Annotated in this window: 18 protein-coding genes; 4 read left to right on the forward strand and 14 right to left on the reverse strand. The window is 72.3% G+C overall.

Features of this window, described 5'->3' with window-relative positions; translation table 11 throughout:
* Nucleotide 1 precedes the first annotated feature (1 nt).
* The 7 genes from NI25_RS09930 to NI25_RS09960 all read right to left on the reverse strand — a co-directional run bounded on the left by NI25_RS09930 (nt 2) and on the right by NI25_RS09960 (nt 6,734).
* Entirely contained in the window at nt 2–400 is a 399-nt protein-coding gene (locus NI25_RS09930; protein ID WP_078884578.1) for an OB-fold nucleic acid binding domain-containing protein, read from the reverse strand.
* Between the two features lie 94 nt (nt 401–494).
* Nucleotides 495–1,178, reverse strand: a complete 684-nt coding sequence (locus tag NI25_RS09935; protein WP_061442115.1) for a response regulator — start codon at nt 1,176–1,178, stop codon at nt 495–497.
* On the reverse strand, nt 1,175–3,745 hold the full coding sequence (locus tag NI25_RS09940) for a sensor histidine kinase (RefSeq protein WP_061442116.1): 2,571 nt from the start codon (nt 3,743–3,745) through the stop codon (nt 1,175–1,177). The genes NI25_RS09935 and NI25_RS09940 overlap by 4 nt, the downstream gene beginning before the upstream one ends.
* Before the next feature lie 133 nt (nt 3,746–3,878).
* Nucleotides 3,879–4,571, reverse strand: coding sequence for an ABC transporter ATP-binding protein (locus tag NI25_RS09945; protein ID WP_061442117.1), 693 nt, complete (start codon nt 4,569–4,571; stop codon nt 3,879–3,881).
* A gap of 276 nt (nt 4,572–4,847) precedes the next feature.
* Nucleotides 4,848–5,600, reverse strand: a complete 753-nt coding sequence (locus NI25_RS09950; RefSeq protein WP_061442118.1) for a DUF3710 domain-containing protein — start codon at nt 5,598–5,600, stop codon at nt 4,848–4,850.
* 1 nt (nt 5,601) lies between these two features.
* Nucleotides 5,602–6,153 (reverse strand): dUTP diphosphatase, encoded by a 552-nt coding sequence (dut, locus tag NI25_RS09955; RefSeq protein ID WP_061442119.1) that lies wholly within the window; start codon nt 6,151–6,153, stop codon nt 5,602–5,604.
* Nucleotides 6,150–6,734: a PaaI family thioesterase gene (locus tag NI25_RS09960; protein ID WP_061442120.1), complete on the reverse strand. Its 585-nt coding sequence runs from the start codon at nt 6,732–6,734 to the stop codon at nt 6,150–6,152. The genes dut and NI25_RS09960 overlap by 4 nt, the downstream gene beginning before the upstream one ends.
* A 57-nt stretch (nt 6,735–6,791) precedes the next feature.
* Here NI25_RS09960 and NI25_RS09965 point away from each other — a divergent pair, with 57 nt between their 5' ends.
* Nucleotides 6,792–7,256, forward strand: a complete 465-nt coding sequence (locus NI25_RS09965; protein WP_061442121.1) for a DUF3093 domain-containing protein — start codon at nt 6,792–6,794, stop codon at nt 7,254–7,256.
* A gap of 277 nt (nt 7,257–7,533) precedes the next feature.
* Here NI25_RS09965 and NI25_RS09970 read toward each other — a convergent pair whose 3' ends face one another.
* From NI25_RS09970 to NI25_RS09985, 4 genes are all read right to left on the reverse strand, one after another.
* Nucleotides 7,534–8,499 (reverse strand): hypothetical protein, encoded by a 966-nt coding sequence (locus NI25_RS09970; RefSeq protein WP_061442122.1) that lies wholly within the window; start codon nt 8,497–8,499, stop codon nt 7,534–7,536.
* A gap of 13 nt (nt 8,500–8,512) precedes the next feature.
* Nucleotides 8,513–8,809: a DUF4193 domain-containing protein gene (locus NI25_RS09975; protein ID WP_003993510.1), complete on the reverse strand. Its 297-nt coding sequence runs from the start codon at nt 8,807–8,809 to the stop codon at nt 8,513–8,515.
* Nucleotides 8,810–9,214: 405 nt separating this feature from the next.
* Nucleotides 9,215–10,459, reverse strand: coding sequence for a sensor histidine kinase (locus NI25_RS09980; RefSeq protein WP_061442123.1), 1,245 nt, complete (start codon nt 10,457–10,459; stop codon nt 9,215–9,217).
* A gap of 6 nt (nt 10,460–10,465) precedes the next feature.
* Nucleotides 10,466–11,119 (reverse strand): response regulator transcription factor, encoded by a 654-nt coding sequence (locus NI25_RS09985; protein WP_003993508.1) that lies wholly within the window; start codon nt 11,117–11,119, stop codon nt 10,466–10,468.
* A gap of 427 nt (nt 11,120–11,546) precedes the next feature.
* On the opposite strand from NI25_RS09985, the gene NI25_RS39665 reads away from it, so the two are divergent.
* Nucleotides 11,547–11,720, forward strand: a complete 174-nt coding sequence (locus NI25_RS39665; RefSeq protein WP_007387792.1) for a hypothetical protein — start codon at nt 11,547–11,549, stop codon at nt 11,718–11,720.
* 297 nt (nt 11,721–12,017) lie between these two features.
* Here the strand turns inward: NI25_RS39665 and NI25_RS09995 are convergent, their stop codons facing one another.
* Nucleotides 12,018–12,836, reverse strand: coding sequence for an inositol monophosphatase family protein (locus tag NI25_RS09995; protein ID WP_061442124.1), 819 nt, complete (start codon nt 12,834–12,836; stop codon nt 12,018–12,020).
* Between the two features lie 8 nt (nt 12,837–12,844).
* Nucleotides 12,845–13,972, reverse strand: a complete 1,128-nt coding sequence (locus NI25_RS10000; RefSeq protein ID WP_061442125.1) for a ferrochelatase — start codon at nt 13,970–13,972, stop codon at nt 12,845–12,847.
* Nucleotides 13,973–14,145: 173 nt separating this feature from the next.
* Here NI25_RS10000 and NI25_RS10005 point away from each other — a divergent pair, with 173 nt between their 5' ends.
* Nucleotides 14,146–15,423, forward strand: a complete 1,278-nt coding sequence (locus NI25_RS10005) for an MFS transporter (protein WP_061442126.1) — start codon at nt 14,146–14,148, stop codon at nt 15,421–15,423.
* On the forward strand, nt 15,344–16,702 hold the full coding sequence (locus NI25_RS10010; RefSeq protein WP_061442127.1) for a D-arabinono-1,4-lactone oxidase: 1,359 nt from the start codon (nt 15,344–15,346) through the stop codon (nt 16,700–16,702). Before NI25_RS10005 ends, NI25_RS10010 begins: the two co-directional genes overlap by 80 nt.
* Here the strand turns inward: NI25_RS10010 and NI25_RS10015 are convergent.
* Nucleotides 16,626–17,504 carry a hypothetical protein gene (locus NI25_RS10015; protein WP_061442128.1) on the reverse strand — a complete coding sequence of 293 codons (879 nt, stop codon included), beginning with the start codon at nt 17,502–17,504 and terminating at the stop codon, nt 16,626–16,628. The two genes, NI25_RS10010 and NI25_RS10015, sit on opposite strands and share 77 nt — an antisense overlap.
* Nucleotides 17,505–17,590 lie beyond the last annotated feature (86 nt).

Genomic DNA, 17,590 nt, shown 5'->3' on the forward strand with positions numbered 1-17,590 from the left:
GCTACTCCCGTCCGAGGGGTCTCAGTTCGTATTTCGGGTTGAAGAGCACCCGGCGGCCGTGACTCATCGAGATCCGGCCCGATGCGATGAGCTTGCGCCCCGGCTCTATGCCCACGATGGAGCGTCTGCCCAGCCACACCACGTCCAGGGCGGCGGAGCCGTCGAACAGCTCGGCCTCCAGGGCCGGAACGCCCGCACGCGGCCGCAGGGTGACCGTGCGCAAGGTACCAGTTACCGACACGACCTGCCGGTCCTGGCAGTCTCCGATACGGGTGCAGCCGGCGGTGTCGGCGTCCTCGCGCAGTTCCTCCGACTCCAGCTCCTCCTGTGACGAGGAGAGCCGGTCGAACATGCGCCGGAACCGGCCCACCGGCTTGTCGGAACGCGGAGCAGCACTCATATCTGAAGCGTACCGGGGCCCGCCGACAGCCATGCCCCCCTCTCGGGACGGGATGGCGAGGCTCACTCCCCCCTCACCCGGCGTGCGCTCCCGCTCACTTCTCGAAGCGGTACCCCATGCCCGGCTCGGTGATGAAGTGCCGCGGGTGCGCGGGGTCCGCCTCGAGCTTGCGGCGCAGCTGGGCCATGTAGACCCGCAGGTAGTTCGTCTCCGTCCCGTACGACGGCCCCCACACCTCCTGCAGCAGCTGCTTCTGGCTCACCAGGCGCCCCGTGTTGCGCACCAGCACCTCCAGCAGATGCCATTCGGTGGGCGTCAGACGTACGTCCTTCCCGCCCCGGTTGACCTTCTTCGCGGCCAGGTCGACGGTGAACTCCGCGGTGTCCACGACCACCTCGTCCTCGCCGCCCGGAACGGGTTCGGCCCGGCGGACGGCGGCCCGCAGCCGGGCCAGCAGCTCGTCCATGCCGAAGGGCTTGGTGACGTAGTCGTCGGCGCCCGCGTCGAGCGCCTCGACCTTCTCGTCGGAGGAGTGCCGGGCGGACAGCACCAGGATCGGCACCCGGGTCCAGCCGCGCAGCCCCTTGATCACCTCGACGCCGTCCATGTCGGGCAGGCCCAGGTCCAGCACCACCACGTCGGGGTGGCGGGCGGCGGCGAGCCGGAGTGCGGTGGCGCCGTCGTGGGCGGCGTCGACCTCGTAGTGGCGCGCCTTGAGGTTGATCACGAGGGCGCGCACGATCTGCGGTTCGTCGTCGATCACGAGGACGCGGGTCATCCGGCGGCCTGCCTTTCTGCGGTCGCGCTTTCTGCGGTCACGAGGTCGGGGGTCGTCGCGGGGGAACCGGAAGAGCCCGCCGCGCGGAGGGTCAGGACCATGGTGAGGCCGCCGCCGGGCGTGTCCTCCGCGTTCAGTGTGCCGCCCATCGCCTCGGCGAAGCCGCGGGCCACGGCCAGGCCGAGCCCCACCCCGGCCCCGCGCGGGGCGTCGCCGTAGCGCTGGAAGGGCTCGAAGATGCGGTCCTTCGCGTCGTCCGGCACGCCCGGCCCGCGGTCGACGACGCGCACCTCGACGCGGTCCGCGAGGGCGCTGGCGGTGACCAGGACGGTCCGGTCGCCGGGGCTGTACTTGACGGCGTTCTCCACCAGGTTGGCCATCGCCCGCTCCAGGAGCCCGGCGTCCACGGCGACCATGGGCAGCGTCTCCGGGATGTCCAGCTCCGCGCTTCCCTCGGGCACCCCGCCGAGCGCCATCGGCGCCACCTCGTCGACGTCGATCTCGCGGATCAGCGGGGTGACCGTACCGGTCTGGAGGCGGGACATGTCGAGCAGGTTGCCCACGAGGTGGTCGAGCCGGTCGGCGCCCTCCTCGATGCCTTCGAGGAGCTCCGCCCGGTCCTCGTCCGACCAGGCCACGTCGTCCGACCTGAGGCTGGTCACCGACGCCTTGATGCCGGCCAGCGGGGTGCGCAGGTCGTGGCTGACGGCGGCCAGCAGCGCCGTGCGGATCCGGTTGCCCTCGGCCAGGGCGCGGGCCCGGTCGGCCTCCTCGCGCAGGCGGCGCCGGTCCAGGACGACGGCGGCCTGGGCGGCGAAGGCGGCCAGGACCCGGCGGTCCTCGGCGGGCAGCACGCGGCCGGTCAGTGCGAGGGCCATGTGGTCGCCGACGGGCATGTCCACGTCGGCGTCCTCCGGGCGGCCGACGGGCGGTCCCGACCCGGCGCGGCCCGCGCAGGTCCAGGGGGCCATGTCGCCCTCCCGCTCCAGGAGGGCGGCGGACTCCATGCCGAAGGTCTCGCGGACGCGTTCGAGGAGTGTCTCCAGGCTGGTCTCGCCGCGCAGCACGTCACCGGCCAGGAAGGACAGGATCTCCGACTCGGCGCGCAGCCGGGCGGCCTGGTGGGTGCGGCGGGCCGCGACGTCGACGACCGAGGCGACGGAGAGCGCCACGCCCACGAATATGGCGAGCGCAAGCATGTTCCTCGGGTCGGCGATGGTGATCCGGTTGACGGGCGGCGTGAAGAACCAGTTCAGCAGCAGCGACCCGACCGCCGCAGAGGCCAGCGCCGGGTACAGACCGCCGAGCAGGGCGGCCGCGACGGTCAGCGCCAGGTAGAGCAGGACGTCGTTGGCGAGTCCGAGGTGGACGGTGCTGAGCAGCAGCGTCAGCAGCACCGGTCCGCCGAGGCCCGCGAACCAGCCCCAGACGATCCGGGAACGGCCGAGCCGCGCGCCCCTGGCCACCGGCAGCCCGCGTCCCTTGGCGACCTCGTCGTGGGTGACGATGTGGACGTCCAGGTCGGGTCCGGACTCGCGGGCGACCGTGGCACCGACGCCGGGGCCGAAGACGTACTGCCAGGCCTTGCGGCGCGAGGAGCCCAGGACGATCTGGGTGGCGTTGACGCCGCGGGCGAAGTCGAGCAGGGCGGCCGGTATGTCGTCGCCCAGGACGTGGTGGAAGGTGCCGCCGAGGTCCTCCACCAGGGTGCGCTGGACCGCCAGCTCCTTCGGGGAGGCGGAGGTCAGCCCGTCGCTGCGGGCTATGTACACGGCCAGCACCTCGCCGCCGGCGCCCTTCTCGGCGAGGCGCGCGGCCCGGCGTATCAGCGTCCGGCCCTCGGGGCCGCCGGTCAGGCCGACCACGATGCGTTCGCGCGAGCCCCAGATCTTCGAGACCCGGTGCTCGCTGCGGTACTGCTGGAGGTACTCGTCGGCCCGGTCCGCCACCCACAGCAGCGCCAGCTCGCGCAGGGCGGTGAGGTTGCCCGGGCGGAAGTAGTTGGACAGCGCCGCGTCGACCTTGTCCGGCTGGTAGATGTTGCCGTGGGCCATGCGCCGGCGCAGCGCCTGCGGCGACATGTCGACCAGTTCGATCTGGTCCGCGCGCCGCACCACCTCGTCGGGCACCGTCTCGCGCTGCCGTACTCCGGTGATCGACTCCACGACGTCGCCGAGCGACTCCAGGTGCTGGATGTTGACGGTCGAGACGACGTCGATCCCGGCGGCGAGCAGTTCCTCCACGTCCTGCCACCGCTTGGCGTTGCGGACGCCGGGGACGTTGGTATGGGCCAGTTCGTCCACCAGGGCCACCCGGGGTGCGCGGGCCAGGACCGCGTCCAGGTCCAGCTCGGTGAAGACCGCGCCGCGGTACTCGACCTCCCGGCGCGGGACCTGTTCCAGGCCCCGCAGCATCACCTCGGTGCGGGCCCTGCCGTGGTGCTCGACGAAGGCCACCACGCAGTCGGTGCCCCGTTCGACGCGCCGGTGCGCCTCGGACAGCATGGCGTACGTCTTGCCGACGCCCGGCGCCGCGCCGAGGTAGATCCGAAGCTTGCCGCGTCCCATGGCCTCATTGTCTTCCGGTCACCGCTGAGTGCGCAGCGTCGACCCTACGACCCGCAATCGCGGCAAAAGGGGCGGGGGTGCCGATGCCGGTCGTCTTTGACGGAACCCTGACGGCCGCCCGCCCCCGGTGGCGTCACTGCTCGACGATCTCCCCGTCGCGCAGCTCCAGCACCCGGTCGGCGAGGTCGAGCAGGGCGGCGTCGTGGGTGGCGACCAGGGCGGTGACCCGCTCGCTGCGTACGACGGCCCTCAGCAGCTCCATCACGGAGTGCCCGGTCTCCGCGTCCAGCTGGCCGGTGGGCTCGTCGGCGATCAGCAGCGCGGGGTCGTTGGCGAGGGCGCGGGCGATGGCGACCCGCTGCTGCTGGCCGCCGGACAGTTCGCCGGGGCGCTGGGCGGCGTGGCCGGAGAGGCCGACGAGGGCGAGCAGCAGCTCGACGCGCTCGTCCCGCTCGCGCGGTGCGGCCCGGCGCAGCCGCATCGGGACGCCGACGTTCTCGGCGGCGGTGAGGATGGGGACGAGTCCGAAGGACTGGAAGACGAAGCCGATCCGGTCCCGGCGCAGGGCGAGCAGTCCGTCCTCGTCCAGCTCCGCGAGGTCCCGGCCGTCGACCTCGACCCGCCCGGCGTCCGGCGTGTCGAGGCCGCCGACGATGTTGAGCAGCGTGGTCTTCCCGGAGCCCGACCTTCCCTTGAGGGCGACCAGCTCCCCGCGCGGCATGTCGAAGGAGACGCCACGCAGCGCGTGTACGGCGGCGCTGCCGCGACCGTACGACTTCCGTACGTCCTCGACGCGCACCATGGTCCCGGTGGCCACCCGGCTCATCTCGCGCCCTCCCCCGCCGTACGCCGTGAAACCGGGCGCCAGTATCACCGGCGGAGGCGGACGGGTTCAACGGCCGGGGCCGGATCGCCCGCGGCGGCGCCCCGCCGACGATGCCCATGGGCATCAGGTGGGCGCCTTCGCCGCCGGTCTCCGAGCCACGCGTGGCACCGGCCCCGGACGATCGCGCACCCGCCCCGACGCCGACGGCCGCACCCCCGCCGTGGGGGCGCGGCCGTCGTGGCGCGCGTACGGCGCAAAGCCGTACCAAGTCTTTGCCTAACGCACCTCGGTGATCTCCGGTCCGCGCTGGAGCTGGCCCATGCCGCCGGCGAAGCGGGAGCCCTCCTCCTGCTGGACGCCCTCGGGGACCATCTGGGCGTCGTTCGGCAGCTTGAGGACGATCGGGTCGCGCGGGGCCATCGGGCCCTCGCCGCGGACGACGACCGTGTCCCGGAAGATCTGCTCCAGCAGACCGGCGGCCTGCGGCTGCACCGCGCCCTGGCCCGAGATCACACCGCGCAGGAACCAGCGGGGCCCGTCCACGCCGACGAACCGCACGACCTGGAAGCCGCTGGTGCCGTCCGGCAGCTGCACCGGGACCTGGGCCCGCAGCTCCCAGCCCAGGGGGCCCTCGACCTCGTCGACGATGCCGCCCTGCTGGGTGATGCCGGAACCGATCTCCTCGCGCACCTCGGCCCAGATGCCCTCGCGCTTGGGCGCGGCGAAGCCCTGGAGCTGGATGGCGCTGTCGCGCAGTACGACGGTGGCGGCGACGATCGCGTCACCGGCGACCTCCACCCGCAGTTCCATGCCGTCGACCCCGGGGACGAACAGGCCGCCCAGGTCCACCCGGCCCTCGGCCGGGTCGCGGACCTCGCTGCTGTCCCAGGGCCCGTCGGGGCGCGGCTCGGGCTCGAGCCGCACGCGTTCGCGCTCTCCGTCCGCCTCGGTGTCGACGCTGTCGACGACCTGCTCGGTCTCGCCGGCCGCGTCCTCGGCGGCATCCCTCTTCTTGCGACGTCCGAACACGTCACTGTCCTTCCCGGTCGGATACGACCGAAGCGTATCGATTCCCACCCGTCGGGCCGCCGTCGGCGACCTGACCGCTTGTGCCGCTTGCACGGTCCAACCCGGCGTGGCCACCGGTGGACCCGAAGCCCCCCTCGGCCCGCGTCGAGTCGGGAAGTTCCGCGACCTGACGGAAGCGGACCCTCTCGACCTGCTGGACGACCAGTTGGGCAATCCGGTCGAAGCGCTCGAACCGCACGCTTTCGCGCGGGTCGAGATTCACCACGATCACCTTGATCTCCCCACGGTACCCGGCATCAATCGTCCCCGGGGCATTCACGAGGGCGACACCGCAGCGGGCGGCCAGACCGGAACGTGGGTGCACGAAGGCCGCGTACCCCTCGGGGAGCGCCACAGACACGCCCGTGGGCAGAACGGCGCGTTCGCCGGGCGCCAGTTCGCAGCCGACGGTGGTGCGCAGGTCGGCGCCCGCGTCGCCGGGCTGTGCGTACTCGGGGAGCGGCACGTCGGGGTCGACGCGGCGGACCAGGACCTCGAGGCCGGCACGGCTCACGGGTTCACCTCGAAGGCGCGGGCGCGGCGGAGCTGGTCGGGGTCGTCCATGGCGGCGCGGATCTCCTCCTCGCGGCCGTTCTGGACGAAGTGCTCGACCTTGACCTCGATGAAGAGGGCGTCGGCGCGGACGGCCACCGGGCCGTCGGGCCCGCCGATCCGTCCGGTGGCGGTGGAGTAGATCTTCCGGCCGGCCACCGCGGTGACCTCGGCCTCCAGGTACAGCGTCGTGTCGACGGGCACCGGCCGCAGGAAGTCGGTCTCGAGCCGTCCGGTCACCGCGATGGTGCGCAGCAGCCAGTTCAGCGAGCCCAGGGTCTCGTCCAGGGCGGTGGCCAGCACGCCGCCGTGCGCCAGGCCGGGGGCGCCCTGATGGGCGGGGCGGACGACGAACTCGGCGGTGATCGACACGCCTTCGCCCGCCCGTGCCTGGAGGTGCAGTCCGTGGGGCTGGTCTCCGCCGCAGCCGAAGCACTGGCCGTAGTGGGCGCCGAGCAGTTCGCCGGGGGCGGGCGCGTCGGGGTGCCGTACGGGTTTCACGGCGTCGGCGGGGGGCTGAAGACCTGGGGAAGTACCACTCACAGGCGCAGACCTTACCCGTGCGTCGGCCGAACACCGATCCCGTGCCAAGCTTGGTTCATGCAGCTCTCCACGGCTCCGTACGAAGAACGCCTCACCGCGCCCCGCTCCTGGTGGCTCGTCTCCTTCCTGGTGGGGCTGGCGTTCGCGCTGATCCTGCTGCCCTTCGGCACGCTGCCGATGCTGGGCGGCCTGGCGGGCGGCACCGCGGTGGCGGCGGTGGCGGCCAGTTCGTACGGCGCGGTCCGCATCCGCGTCGTGGGCGACTCGCTGATCGCGGGCGAGGCGCGGGTGCCGGTGTCGGCGCTGGGCGAGGCGGAGATCCTCGATCCGGAGGAGGCCCGCGCCTGGCGCACGTACAAGGCCGACACCCGGGCGTTCCTGCTGCTGCGCGCCTACATCCCGCGGGCCGTGCGCGTGGTGGTCACGGACCCGGAGGACCCGACTCCGTACCTGTACTTGTCGACGCGCGAGCCGGAGCGGCTGATCGAGGCCCTGACGGCGGCGAAGGCGGCTGCGGCCTAGGGCCGGTCCGGCGGATCAGGTCGCAGGACAAGGCACGGCACCTCGTCGACGCTGGTGAGCGGGGTCTGGTGCGTGCAGCCGCAAGGCGGAGGAGGGCGTCGACGCGGAGCGTCGGCGACCGACGACAACGCCGCGGACGCGCGTGCCAGGCCCCGCGTCCGGGGCATGATCCGCCGGACAGGCCCTGGCCGGCGCCTGTCCGGCTGGTCTGCGGCGGGGTCGTCCGGACGGGCCCGCGCGCACCGCGGTCACGTGGGCGGCCGTGCGGCCGGAGCCGTCAGCCGCCGTCTGCGCCGAAGTTTTCCCCGTGGCCGCCGGGGCCGGTGCCCTTGGGAAGGCCGTTGGTGATCTCGCCCATGTCCAGGGCGTCCTGCGGGCGTTCCAGCGCGGGCAGGTCCTCCAGGGCGCTCCAGGCGACCTGGTGCTTGCGCAGGTCGGCGCGGATTCTCGCGGCCAGCTTTCTGGTGTCGCGGCGGTTCATGACGGCGCCCACGGCCGCGCCCACCATGAACGGCATCAGGTTCGGCAGGTCGCGCACCATCCGCTTCATGATCTGCTGGCGCAGCTGGCGCTTCATGTGGCTGTTCATCGCCGCGCCGAGGGTCGACGGCTTGGACACGTCGACGCCGCGTTCGTCGGACCACGAGTTCAGGTACGCCGTGCTGCGCTGCGCGAGGCCGCCGGGCGGGCGTACGCCGTAGACCTCGTGGAGTTCGGCGATCAGCTTGAGCTCGATCGCCGCGACGCCGGTGATCTCGGCGGCCAGTTCGGTGGGCATCGCGGGCGGTACCGGCAGCATCGCCGCCGCTCCGATCCCCGCTCCCACGGTCGCCGTGCCCTTGGCCGCGCCGGCCACGAGCCGGTCGGCGAGCTCCTCCGGACCGAGGCCGGGGAACTGCCTGCGCAGCGTCGCCAGGTCGCGTACGGGCACGCGGGGCGCCAGGTCGATGATCCGGTCGGCGAGGTGTCCCAGGGCCGCTCTGGCGCGGGCGCCGCCGTTGCGGACGCCCTGGCCCGCTTTCTCCCGGAACGCCGCTGCCCGGCGCCGGGCAGCGGGTGCCGGAGGCTGCGTGGTCGTCGGGAGGTCACTCCGGTCGGCCACTGGCTCGAGCGGGGCCTTCCCCGTGTCGGTCGGGCCCCGCTCGTCGTCACGCGCGCTGTACGGGCCGTCGGACGGCCCTTGGTCCGCTCCTCCTCGCCTGGAGAAACGGCGCTTCCAGGGAGGGGTCGAGCCGGTGGTCACGGCCGACCCCGCCTCAGTCGCAGTCGCGGCAGATCGGCTGGCCGTTCTTCTCCCGGGCCAGCTGGCTGCGGTGGTGCACCAGGAAGCAGCTCATGCAGGTGAACTCGTCCTGCTGCTTGGGCAGCACACGGACGGCCAGTTCCTCGTTCGAGAGGTCGGCGCCGGGAAGCTCGAGGCCTTCCGCGGCCTCGAACTCGTCGACGTCGACGGCCGAGGCGGACTTGTCGTTCCGCCTCGCCTTCAGCTCTTCGAGGCTGTCCGAGTCGACGTCGTCGTCGGTCTTGCGTGGAGTGTCGTAATCGGTTGCCATGGTCGCTCTCCCCCTCTGGGTGTCTGCGGTGTCTTCAGCGCACGTAACGCGTGAGAGGCCGGACTTGTGCCCGACCCGAGGCGGAGATTTTGCCTCACATCAAGGTCTGTTACTCAATCGACACCCAACCGGACCTCTCATGAGTGATCGGCTTGGATGGCGATGGGGACCGTACACGGTCCGAATGCCGCACTTCAAAGGCGTCTCACCGTGTACTTCCCGTGATCCGGACCCTCGAAAACCGGGATTTTCCCGGCTTTCCGACAGGGTGCATGATCACGGAGAGTAGAGGGCGGGAAAGTCCCCGTTGTGATCGATCACACATGCGACTCCCGGCCCGGCGACCTCGAAATTCCGCTCAAAGCGAACATCCCCGGGTCTCGGTGAGGTGTCGGGGTCATGATCTCAGACCGGCAGTGTCACGCGCATCACGAGCCCTCCGCCCTCGCGCGGCCGGGCGTAGATGTGCCCGCCGTGCGCCCGGGCCACGGACCGCGCGATGGACAGTCCGAGCCCGACGCCCTTGTCGCTGCCCGTGCGCTCGGTGCGCAGCCGCCGGAACGGCTCGAAGAGGTTGTCCACCTCGTACGCCGGTACGACCGGGCCCGTGTTGGTGACCACCAGGACCGCCTGACCGCCCTCCACGGCCGTGGTGACCTCCACCCAGCCCTCTTCGGCCACGTTGTAGCGCACGGCGTTCTGGACGAGGTTCAGGGCGATGCGCTCCAGCAGGACGCCGTTGCCCTGGACCACCGCGGCCTCCCGGGTGCCGCGGATCTCCACGCCCTTGGTCTCGGCCTCGGCGTGCACCTGGTCGATGGCCTGGCCGGCCACCTCGGCGAGGTCCACGGGTTTGCGCTCGACGATCTGGTTGTCGCTGCGGGCCAGCAGCAGCAGTCCCTCGACCAGTTGCTCGCTGCGCTCGTTGGTCGCCAGCAGGGTCTTGCCGAGCTGCTGGAGCTCCACCGGGGCGCCCGGGTCGGACAGGTGCACCTCCAGGAGGGTGCGGTTGATCGCCAGGGGCGTGCGCAGCTCGTGGGACGCGTTGCCGACGAAGCGCTGCTGGGCGGTGAAGGCCCGCTGCAGCCGCTCCAGCATGTCGTCGAAGGTGTCCGCCAGCTCCTTCAGCTCGTCGTCCGGACCGTCCAGCTCGATCCGCCGGGAGAGGTCGGAGCCCGCCACCGCGCGCGCGGTGCGGGTGATCCGGCCCAGCGGGGACAGGACGCGGCCGGCCATGGCGTAGCCGAAGGCGAAGGCGATCACGGCGAGGCCGAGCAGCGCCAGCAGGGAACGGCTGAGCAGGTTGTCCAGGGCCACCTTGCGCTGGTGGTCCATGCAGTCGCTGATCGCCGCGTTGAAGTCGGACAGCGACAGACCGCCGTTGTCGACCACGGGGCACGTGCTGCTGGAGACCTTGAGGTCGGTGAAGTCGACGATCTTGTACAGCGGTTCGTTGCCGGTGCGCACCGCCTGGGCGGCGAGCAGGTAGATGATCGACAGCAGCAGGATGCCGGCGATCAGGAACATGCCGCCGTACAGCAGCGTGAGCCTTATCCGGATGGTGGGCCGCAGCCAGGGCAGGGGGGTGACCGAGCGCGGGTCCCACGTGGGCTTCGGGGGCGCGCCGGGGGGCGCGGGTGTCGTCGCCACGGCCGGTCAGATCCGGTAGCCGGAGCCGGGGACGGTGACGATGACGGGCGGCTCGCCCAGCTTGCGGCGCAGGGTCATGACGGTCACGCGCACGACGTTGGTGAACGGGTCGGTGTTCTCGTCCCAGGCCTTCTCCAGCAGCTGCTCGGCGGAGACCACGGCGCCCTCGCTGCGCATCAGGACCTCGAGCACGGCGAACTCCTTGGGCGCGAGCTGCACCTCCTTGCCGTCGCGGAAGACCTCGCGGCGGTTGGGGTCGAGCTTGATCCCGGCGCGCTCGAGGACGGGCGGCAGGGGCACGCTGGTGCGCCGGCCCAGGGCACGCACGCGGGCGATCAGCTCGCTGAACGCGAACGGCTTGGGCAGGTAGTCGTCGGCGCCGATCTCCAGACCCTCGACCCGGTCGCTGACGTCGCCGGAGGCCGTGAGCATGAGCACGCGCGTGGGCATGCCCAGCTCGACGATCTTGCGGCAGACGTCGTCGCCGTGCACGAGGGGAAGGTCGCGGTCGAGGACGACCACGTCGTAGTCGTTGACGCCGATGCGCTCCAGGGCGGCCGCACCGTCGTACACGACGTCGACGGCCATGGCCTCCCGGCGCAGTCCGGTGGCCACCGCATCGGCGAGCAGCTGCTCGTCCTCGACGACGAGTACGCGCACGTCGCTTGTCCTTCCTGTGTCCACCCGCGTAGCGCTTGTCGGACGCACGAGGGCAGGGGGCTGGTGGGTGTGTTGCCTCCATCCTGCCCTTTTCGGCCATAAGTCGGCTGTAAGCCGGGTGAGGGGCCGGTGACGAAGAAGGGTGCGGAAAGGCCGCGGAAGCGGGAATGAGAGATTTTCTCGCGCGGTTGAGGTTTCCGCGAAGGGGAGCTGGGGGAGGACGGCTTTACACCCCGCGATCACGCTCTGCCTGTACCGCGTTACCGCGCGGTACGCCGCGGTCCGCTTCCGCAGAGCGGGCGTGGGTGTCCGGCACCGTCGCCGCCCGGCCGGGCAGCGCTGGGCACTCCACCGGAGACGTGATCGCCCCTTCCGATCGGCACACCCCCGTGCCAACGACCCACGACCCAGGACGAGGGGGCGCAGCATGGACGCTTTCACCGCAGGACTTCTGCAGCGCATAAAGACGACCGAGTCCGACCTCTCCCGGGCCCGCGACGAGGGCGACGAGTTCCTTGTCGAGGTGGAGCTGGGCGAGCTCGACGATCTGCGCCGTCTCGCTGCCGAGCACGGTGTGGAAGTCAGCGCGACCAACGCCTGACCGGCCCGCGGAGACAAGCCCCGGCGAGATCCAGCGCCGGGGCTTCGTCGTGCGCCATGCCGTCCGGCGGTGCGGCGACCGTTCTGGCGGGTCGGGCGGGGCGGGCGGCCGGCGCGCACAGAGCGGGTGACCGCGCCGGGGTGGGCGGTCCGGACACACGTGCACGGCACGTCGGCGGGCGCGCCGCTCCGCCCGCACACGCGCCGTGCACCGGCGCCCGCGCCCCACGGTGTCGACGCGGTGCCCTCCCCCCGTGCCGGGGACACACTGCACCCGATCCGCCCGACCGCCGGAGGCCTACGCCCCGAAGTCCGTCAGGAGCTGCTGGAGGGGCTCGAAGACGGCCGGGGTGGCGGCGATGGTGAGGGTGCCGCCGGGGCGCTCACCGGGGCGTCCGCCGGTCACCGCGCCCGCCTCCCTGGCGATCAGGTCGCCCGCCGCGAGGTCCCAGGGGTGCAGACCACGCTCGTAGTAGCCGTCCAGGCGCCCCGCGGCCACGTCGCACAGGTCGATCGCGGCCGAGCCGCCGCGCCGGATGTCGCGGACCAGCGGGATCAGCCGCCGCGCGATCTCGGCCTGCTCCGCGCGGACGTCGGCGACGTAGTTGAAGCCGGTGGAGACCAGCGCCTGGTCCAGCGGGGCGGCGGACCGGCAGGTGAGCCTGCGTTCGCCCTCCCAGGCGCCCGTCGCCCAGGCTCCGCCGCCCAGCACCGCCTGGTACGTCTCGCCCCGCATCGGGGCCACGACCACGCCGGCCACCCGCTCGCCGTCCTGCTCGGCGCAGATGGAGACGGCCCAGGTGGGCAGTCCGTAGAGGTAGTTCACCGTGCCGTCGAGGGGGTCGACGACCCAGCGGACGCCGCTGGTGCCCTCCGTGGCGGCGCCCTCCTCGCCGAGGAAACCGTCGTCGGGACGGCGCTCGGCGATCAGCCCGGTGATCAGCTTCTCGGCCGCGATGTCCATCTCGGTGACCACGTCGATCGGGCTGGATTTGGTGGCGGCGACCGCGAGGTCGGCCGGGCGGCCGTCCCGCAGCAGCTCGCCCGCGCGGTGGGCGGCCTCCTGGGCGATCTTCAGCAGGTCGGTGTGGAGCGGGTCGGGCGTCACGTCGGTCACGGGGCTCCTCACGCGTAGGGGCTGTCGGCGCCCGCGGCGGCGGGCCGGGGGGTACGGGCGGGGCAGCAGCCGACCGGGCACAGGTCGTGGCTCGGGCCGAGCGCGCCGAGGGCACACGGCGCGACCTCCTGCCCGCGCTCGGCGCCCGCGCGCTCCAGGACCAGGTCGCGGACGGCGGCGGCGAACCGCGGGTCGGCGCCCACCGTGGCCGAGCGGCGCACCGGCAGCCCCAGCTCCCCGGCCTTGGCGGTGGCCTCCGTGTCGAGGTCGTACAGGACCTCCATGTGGTCGGAGACGAACCCGATGGGGGCCATCACCACGGCGGGGACACCGGCCGCGTGCCGCTCCTCCAGGTGGTCGCAGATGTCGGGCTCCAGCCACGGGATGTGCGGCGCGCCCGAGCGCGACTGGTACACGAGCTGCCAGGGGTGGTCGGCCCCGGTGCGCTCGCGCACCGCGTCGGCGATCAGCCGCGCCACGTCCAGGTGCTGACGTACGTACGCCCCGCCGTCGCCGTGCTCCTCGACCGGTCCGGAGGTGTCGGCGGCGGAGTCGGGGATCGAGTGGGTGCAGAACGCGATGTGCGCCCCCTCCCGGACCTCCTCGGGCAACTCGGCGAGGGAGCGGACGACCCCGTCGACCATGGGCTCGACGAAGCCGGGGTGGTTGAAGTAGTGCCGGAGCTTGTCGATCCTCGGCGGTTCCAGGCCCTCCGCCTCCAGGGCGGCGAGCGCGTCCGCGAGGTTCTCGCGGTACTGGCGGCAGCCCGAGTACGAGGCGTAGGCGCTGGTGGCGAGGACCAGGATGCGGCGGCGGCCGTCGCGGACCATCTCGCGCAGGGTGTCCGTCAGGTACGGCGCCCAGTTGCGGTTGCCCCAGTAGACCGGCAGGTCCAGGCCGTGCTCGGCGAAGTCCTTGCGCAGGGCGTCCAGCAGGGCGCGGTTCTGGTCGTTGATGGGGCTGACCCCGCCGAAGAGGAAGTAGTGCTGGCCGACTTCCTTGAGGCGTTCCTTGGGGATGCCGCGTCCCCGCGTCACGTTCTCCAGGAACGGGACCACGTCGTCCGGGCCCTCCGGGCCGCCGAACGAGAGCAGGAGCAGGGCGTCGTAGGGGCTGGCATCGAGCACGTCTGGCATGTCTCGATCCTGCCACCCGGCACTGACAGCGGGGAAACGGTGGGGTACCGACCGTGCGTATCAGCAGGTCCGAGGGGGTGTCTTCGGACGTGGTGACGAGTAAGCTGTATTGACTGCGTTCGCACCTTACTCAGCCGTCACCACACCGTCACTGAGCCGCTTCGGAGACCTCGTTGGCCAGTCCCTACCGCGCCCTGTTCGCCGTCCCCGGCACCAAGGGCTTCTCCGCCGCGGGCTTCCTCGGCCGGATGCCGCTGTCGATGATGGGCATCGGCGTGGTGACGATGATCTCCCAGCTCACGGGGCGGTACGGACTGGCCGGGGCCCTGTCGGCGACCATCGCGCTCGCCGCCGCCGTGGCGGGCCCCCAGGTCTCCCGCCTGGTGGACCGGTACGGGCAGCGCAGGGTGCTGCGGCCGGCGACCCTGGTGTCGCTGACCGCGGCGGCGCTTCTGCTGGCGGCCGCGCACTTCGAGTGGCCGGACTGGGTGCTGTTCGTCGCCTGTGTCGGCATCGGCTGCGTGCCGAGCCTCGGCGCGATGGTCCGGGCCCGCTGGGCGGCCCTGTACCGGGGCACGCCGCAACTGCACACCGCGTACTCCTTCGAGTCCGTGGTGGACGAGGTCTGCTTCATCTTCGGCCCCATCGTCTCCATCGGCCTGTCCACGGCCTGGTTCCCGGAGGCCGGGCCGCTGCTCGCCGCCTGCTTCCTGGCGACGGGCGTCTTCTGGCTGACCTCGCAGCGCGCCACCGAGCCGGAACCGCACCCGCGCGAGCACAAGGGCGGCGGCACCGCACTGCGCTCCCGGGGCCTGCGGGTCCTGGTCGGCACGTTCGCGGCCACGGGAACGATCTTCGGCGCCATCGACGTGGTCACCGTGGCGTTCGCCGAGGAGGAGGGACACAAGGCCGCCGCCAGCCTCGTCCTCGCCCTCTACGCGGCGGGATCGTGCACGGCGGCCATGGTCTTCGGGCTGATGCGCTTCGCGGGACCGCCGGAACGCCGCTGGCTCCTGGGCGTGTGTGCGATGGCCGTGAGTATGATCCCCCTCCTACTGGTCGGAAACTTGCCGTTCCTGGCCGTGGCGCTGTTCGTTGCGGGCCTGTCCATCGCTCCCACGATGATCACGACGATGTCCCTCATCGAAGAGCACGTACCACGCACGCAGCTCACCGAGGGCATGACCTGGGTGAGCACCGGACTCGCGGTCGGGGTCGCGCTCGGCTCCTCCGCGGGCGGCTGGGTGATCGACGCCTCCGGGGCGCGTGCCGGGTACGGGGTTCCGGCGGTGGCCGGGGCCGTCGCGGTCGCGGTCGGTTTCCTCGGGTACCGCCGGCTCAAGCGGCCGGAACCGCGTCGGGGAGGGACCGTTGAGCAGCACACGCACGGCGAGCGGCAGGGCGAGCGGACGGCCGAAGGGGCCGAAGGTCCGGAACGGCACATGGCGTAACTGGGGCGGCAACATCACGGCGCGCCCCGCGCGGGAGGTCGCTCCCGCCTCCGTCGACGAACTGGCCGACGCCGTGCGCAGGGCGGCCGAGGACGGGCTGCGGGTCAAGGCGGTCGGCACGGGCCACTCGTTCACGTCGATAGCGGCGACGGACGGCGTGTTGATCCGCCCTCAGCTGCTGACGGGCATCCGCAGCATCGATCGCGACGCCATGACGGTCACGGTCGAGGCCGGCACCCCGCTCAAGAGGCTCAACCTGGCGCTCGCGCGGAAGGGCCTGTCGCTCACGAACATGGGCGACATCATGGAGCAGACCGTCTCGGGCGCCACCAGCACCGGCACCCACGGCACCGGCCGTGACTCGGCCTCGATCGCCGCCCAGATCCGAGGCCTGGAGCTCGTCACGGCGGACGGCTCGGTGCTGACCTGCTCCGCGGACGAGAACCCCGAGGTGTTCGCCGCGGCGCGGATCGGCCTCGGCGCACTGGGCGTCGTCACGGCGATCACCTTCGCCGTGGAGCCGGTCTTCCTGCTGACGGCCCGCGAGGAGCCGATGCCGTTCGACCGGGTCCTGTCCGACTTCGACGCGCTGTGGTCCGAGAACGAGCACTTCGAGTTCTACTGGTTCCCGCACACCGGCAGCACCAACACCAAGCGCAACAACCGCAGCGCCGGTCCCGAGCAGCCGGTGGGCCGGTTCCAGGGCTGGGTGGACGACGAGTTCCTCTCCAACGGCGTCTTCCAGGCGGCCAACTGGCTCGGCCGCGCGGCGCCCGCCACCATCCCGGCGATCGCCCGGATCTCCAGCAGGGCGCTCTCCGCGCGGACGTACACGGACATTCCCTACAAGGTCTTCACATCCCCGCGCCGGGTGCGGTTCGTGGAGATGGAGTACGCCGTTCCGCGCGAGGCCGTCGTCGAGACGCTGCGCGAACTGAGGGCGATGGTCGACCGTTCGCGGCTGCGGATCAGCTTCCCGGTCGAGGTGCGCACGGCCCCGGCCGACGACATCACGCTGTCCACCGCCTCGGGGCGCGACAGCGCGTACATCGCCGTGCACATGTTCCGGGGCACGCCCTACCAGGCGTACTTCACCGCCGCCGAGCGCATTTTCACGGCGCACGGGGGCCGGCCGCACTGGGGCAAGGTCCACACCCGGGACGCCGAGTACTTCTCCCGGGTGTATCCGCGCTTCGGCGAGTTCACGGCGCTGCGGGACCGTCTTGACCCGGACCGGCTGTTCCTGAACGACTACTTGCGCCGGGTTCTGGGGCCGTAGCCGAGGCGTCCGGCTCGGGGGTTCCGCCACCGTCCCCGGCGCCCTCGTCGCCGGTGGCGTCCGGGGCGGGCGTCGGGCTGGACACCGTACCGCCGCTCTCCGCGGAGCCGCCGTCGGGCGAAGGGCTCTCGGCGGACCCGTCCGGGCTCCCGGAAGGCGTGGCGGCCGGTGCGTCGTTCCCCGTGCCGGAGTCCTTTCCGTCACCCGGATCACCGGAGCCGCCCGAGCCCCCGCCGTCCCGCACGTCCTCGGAGCCGCCGGAGTCCCCCGAGGGAGAGGCGGACTTGTTGTGACCGGTGAATGCGCTGCCGACGGTGGTGCTGTGCCCGCCGCTCAGGTTCTGGCCGGAGGCGACCTCGTACACGGTGATCCCGGCCATCGTGACGCCGAAGACGAGGGCCGCCGCGACCAGCGGGCGGCGCCATCCCCTGGTCCGCGCGCGGTAGACGGTGCCCTCGGTGAAGTCGCCCGAGGCGGAAGCGGAACCCGGGCCCGAGACCGCGGCCGGGACCGACGCGGCCCTTCCGCCGATCCGCACGGCGGCGACGGTGCGCTTCACCCGGATCTGCTCCCCGGTGCGCTTGAAGAAGTGCTGGAGCACCGAGCCCCCGCAGGTGGCGACGACACTGATCAGACCGGCACCGGCGATCGTGCCGTAGACGCCGAAGGAAGAGGCGAGTTTGGCGGCCACCACCGCGGCCAGGGCGCTGCCCGCGACCTGGGGGACACTCAGGTCGATTCGCCTGGACTCCCCCTTCGAATGCATGTCCGCCTCACCCGTGCCATCGGACCTTTCACGCATCGTCGGACCTTGCCTGCCTTTCCCGTACGGGAGCGATCAACTGCACGAGAAAGGGACGTGCGGCCGAAACCATTAGTTCCGTTTCT

Source organism: Streptomyces sp. CCM_MD2014 (assembly GCF_000772045.1).
In the GTDB taxonomy this organism is placed as follows: domain Bacteria; phylum Actinomycetota; class Actinomycetes; order Streptomycetales; family Streptomycetaceae; genus Streptomyces; species Streptomyces salinarius.

Coding starts and splice junctions, on each gene's coding strand:
- NI25_RS09945 (WP_061442117.1), bottom strand. CDS start 4,571: ATGAGCCGGGTGGCCACCGGGACCATGGTGCGCGTCGAGGACGTACGG.
- NI25_RS09975 (WP_003993510.1), bottom strand. CDS start 8,809: ATGGCAACCGATTACGACACTCCACGCAAGACCGACGACGACGTCGAC.
- NI25_RS10000 (WP_061442125.1), bottom strand. CDS start 13,972: ATGCCAGACGTGCTCGATGCCAGCCCCTACGACGCCCTGCTCCTGCTC.
- NI25_RS39665 (WP_007387792.1), top strand. CDS start 11,547: ATGGACGCTTTCACCGCAGGACTTCTGCAGCGCATAAAGACGACCGAG.
- NI25_RS10015 (WP_061442128.1), bottom strand. CDS start 17,504: ATGCGTGAAAGGTCCGATGGCACGGGTGAGGCGGACATGCATTCGAAG.
- NI25_RS09935 (WP_061442115.1), bottom strand. CDS start 1,178: ATGACCCGCGTCCTCGTGATCGACGACGAACCGCAGATCGTGCGCGCC.
- NI25_RS09965 (WP_061442121.1), top strand. CDS start 6,792: ATGCAGCTCTCCACGGCTCCGTACGAAGAACGCCTCACCGCGCCCCGC.
- NI25_RS09930 (WP_078884578.1), bottom strand. CDS start 400: ATGAGTGCTGCTCCGCGTTCCGACAAGCCGGTGGGCCGGTTCCGGCGC.
- NI25_RS09940 (WP_061442116.1), bottom strand. CDS start 3,745: ATGGGACGCGGCAAGCTTCGGATCTACCTCGGCGCGGCGCCGGGCGTC.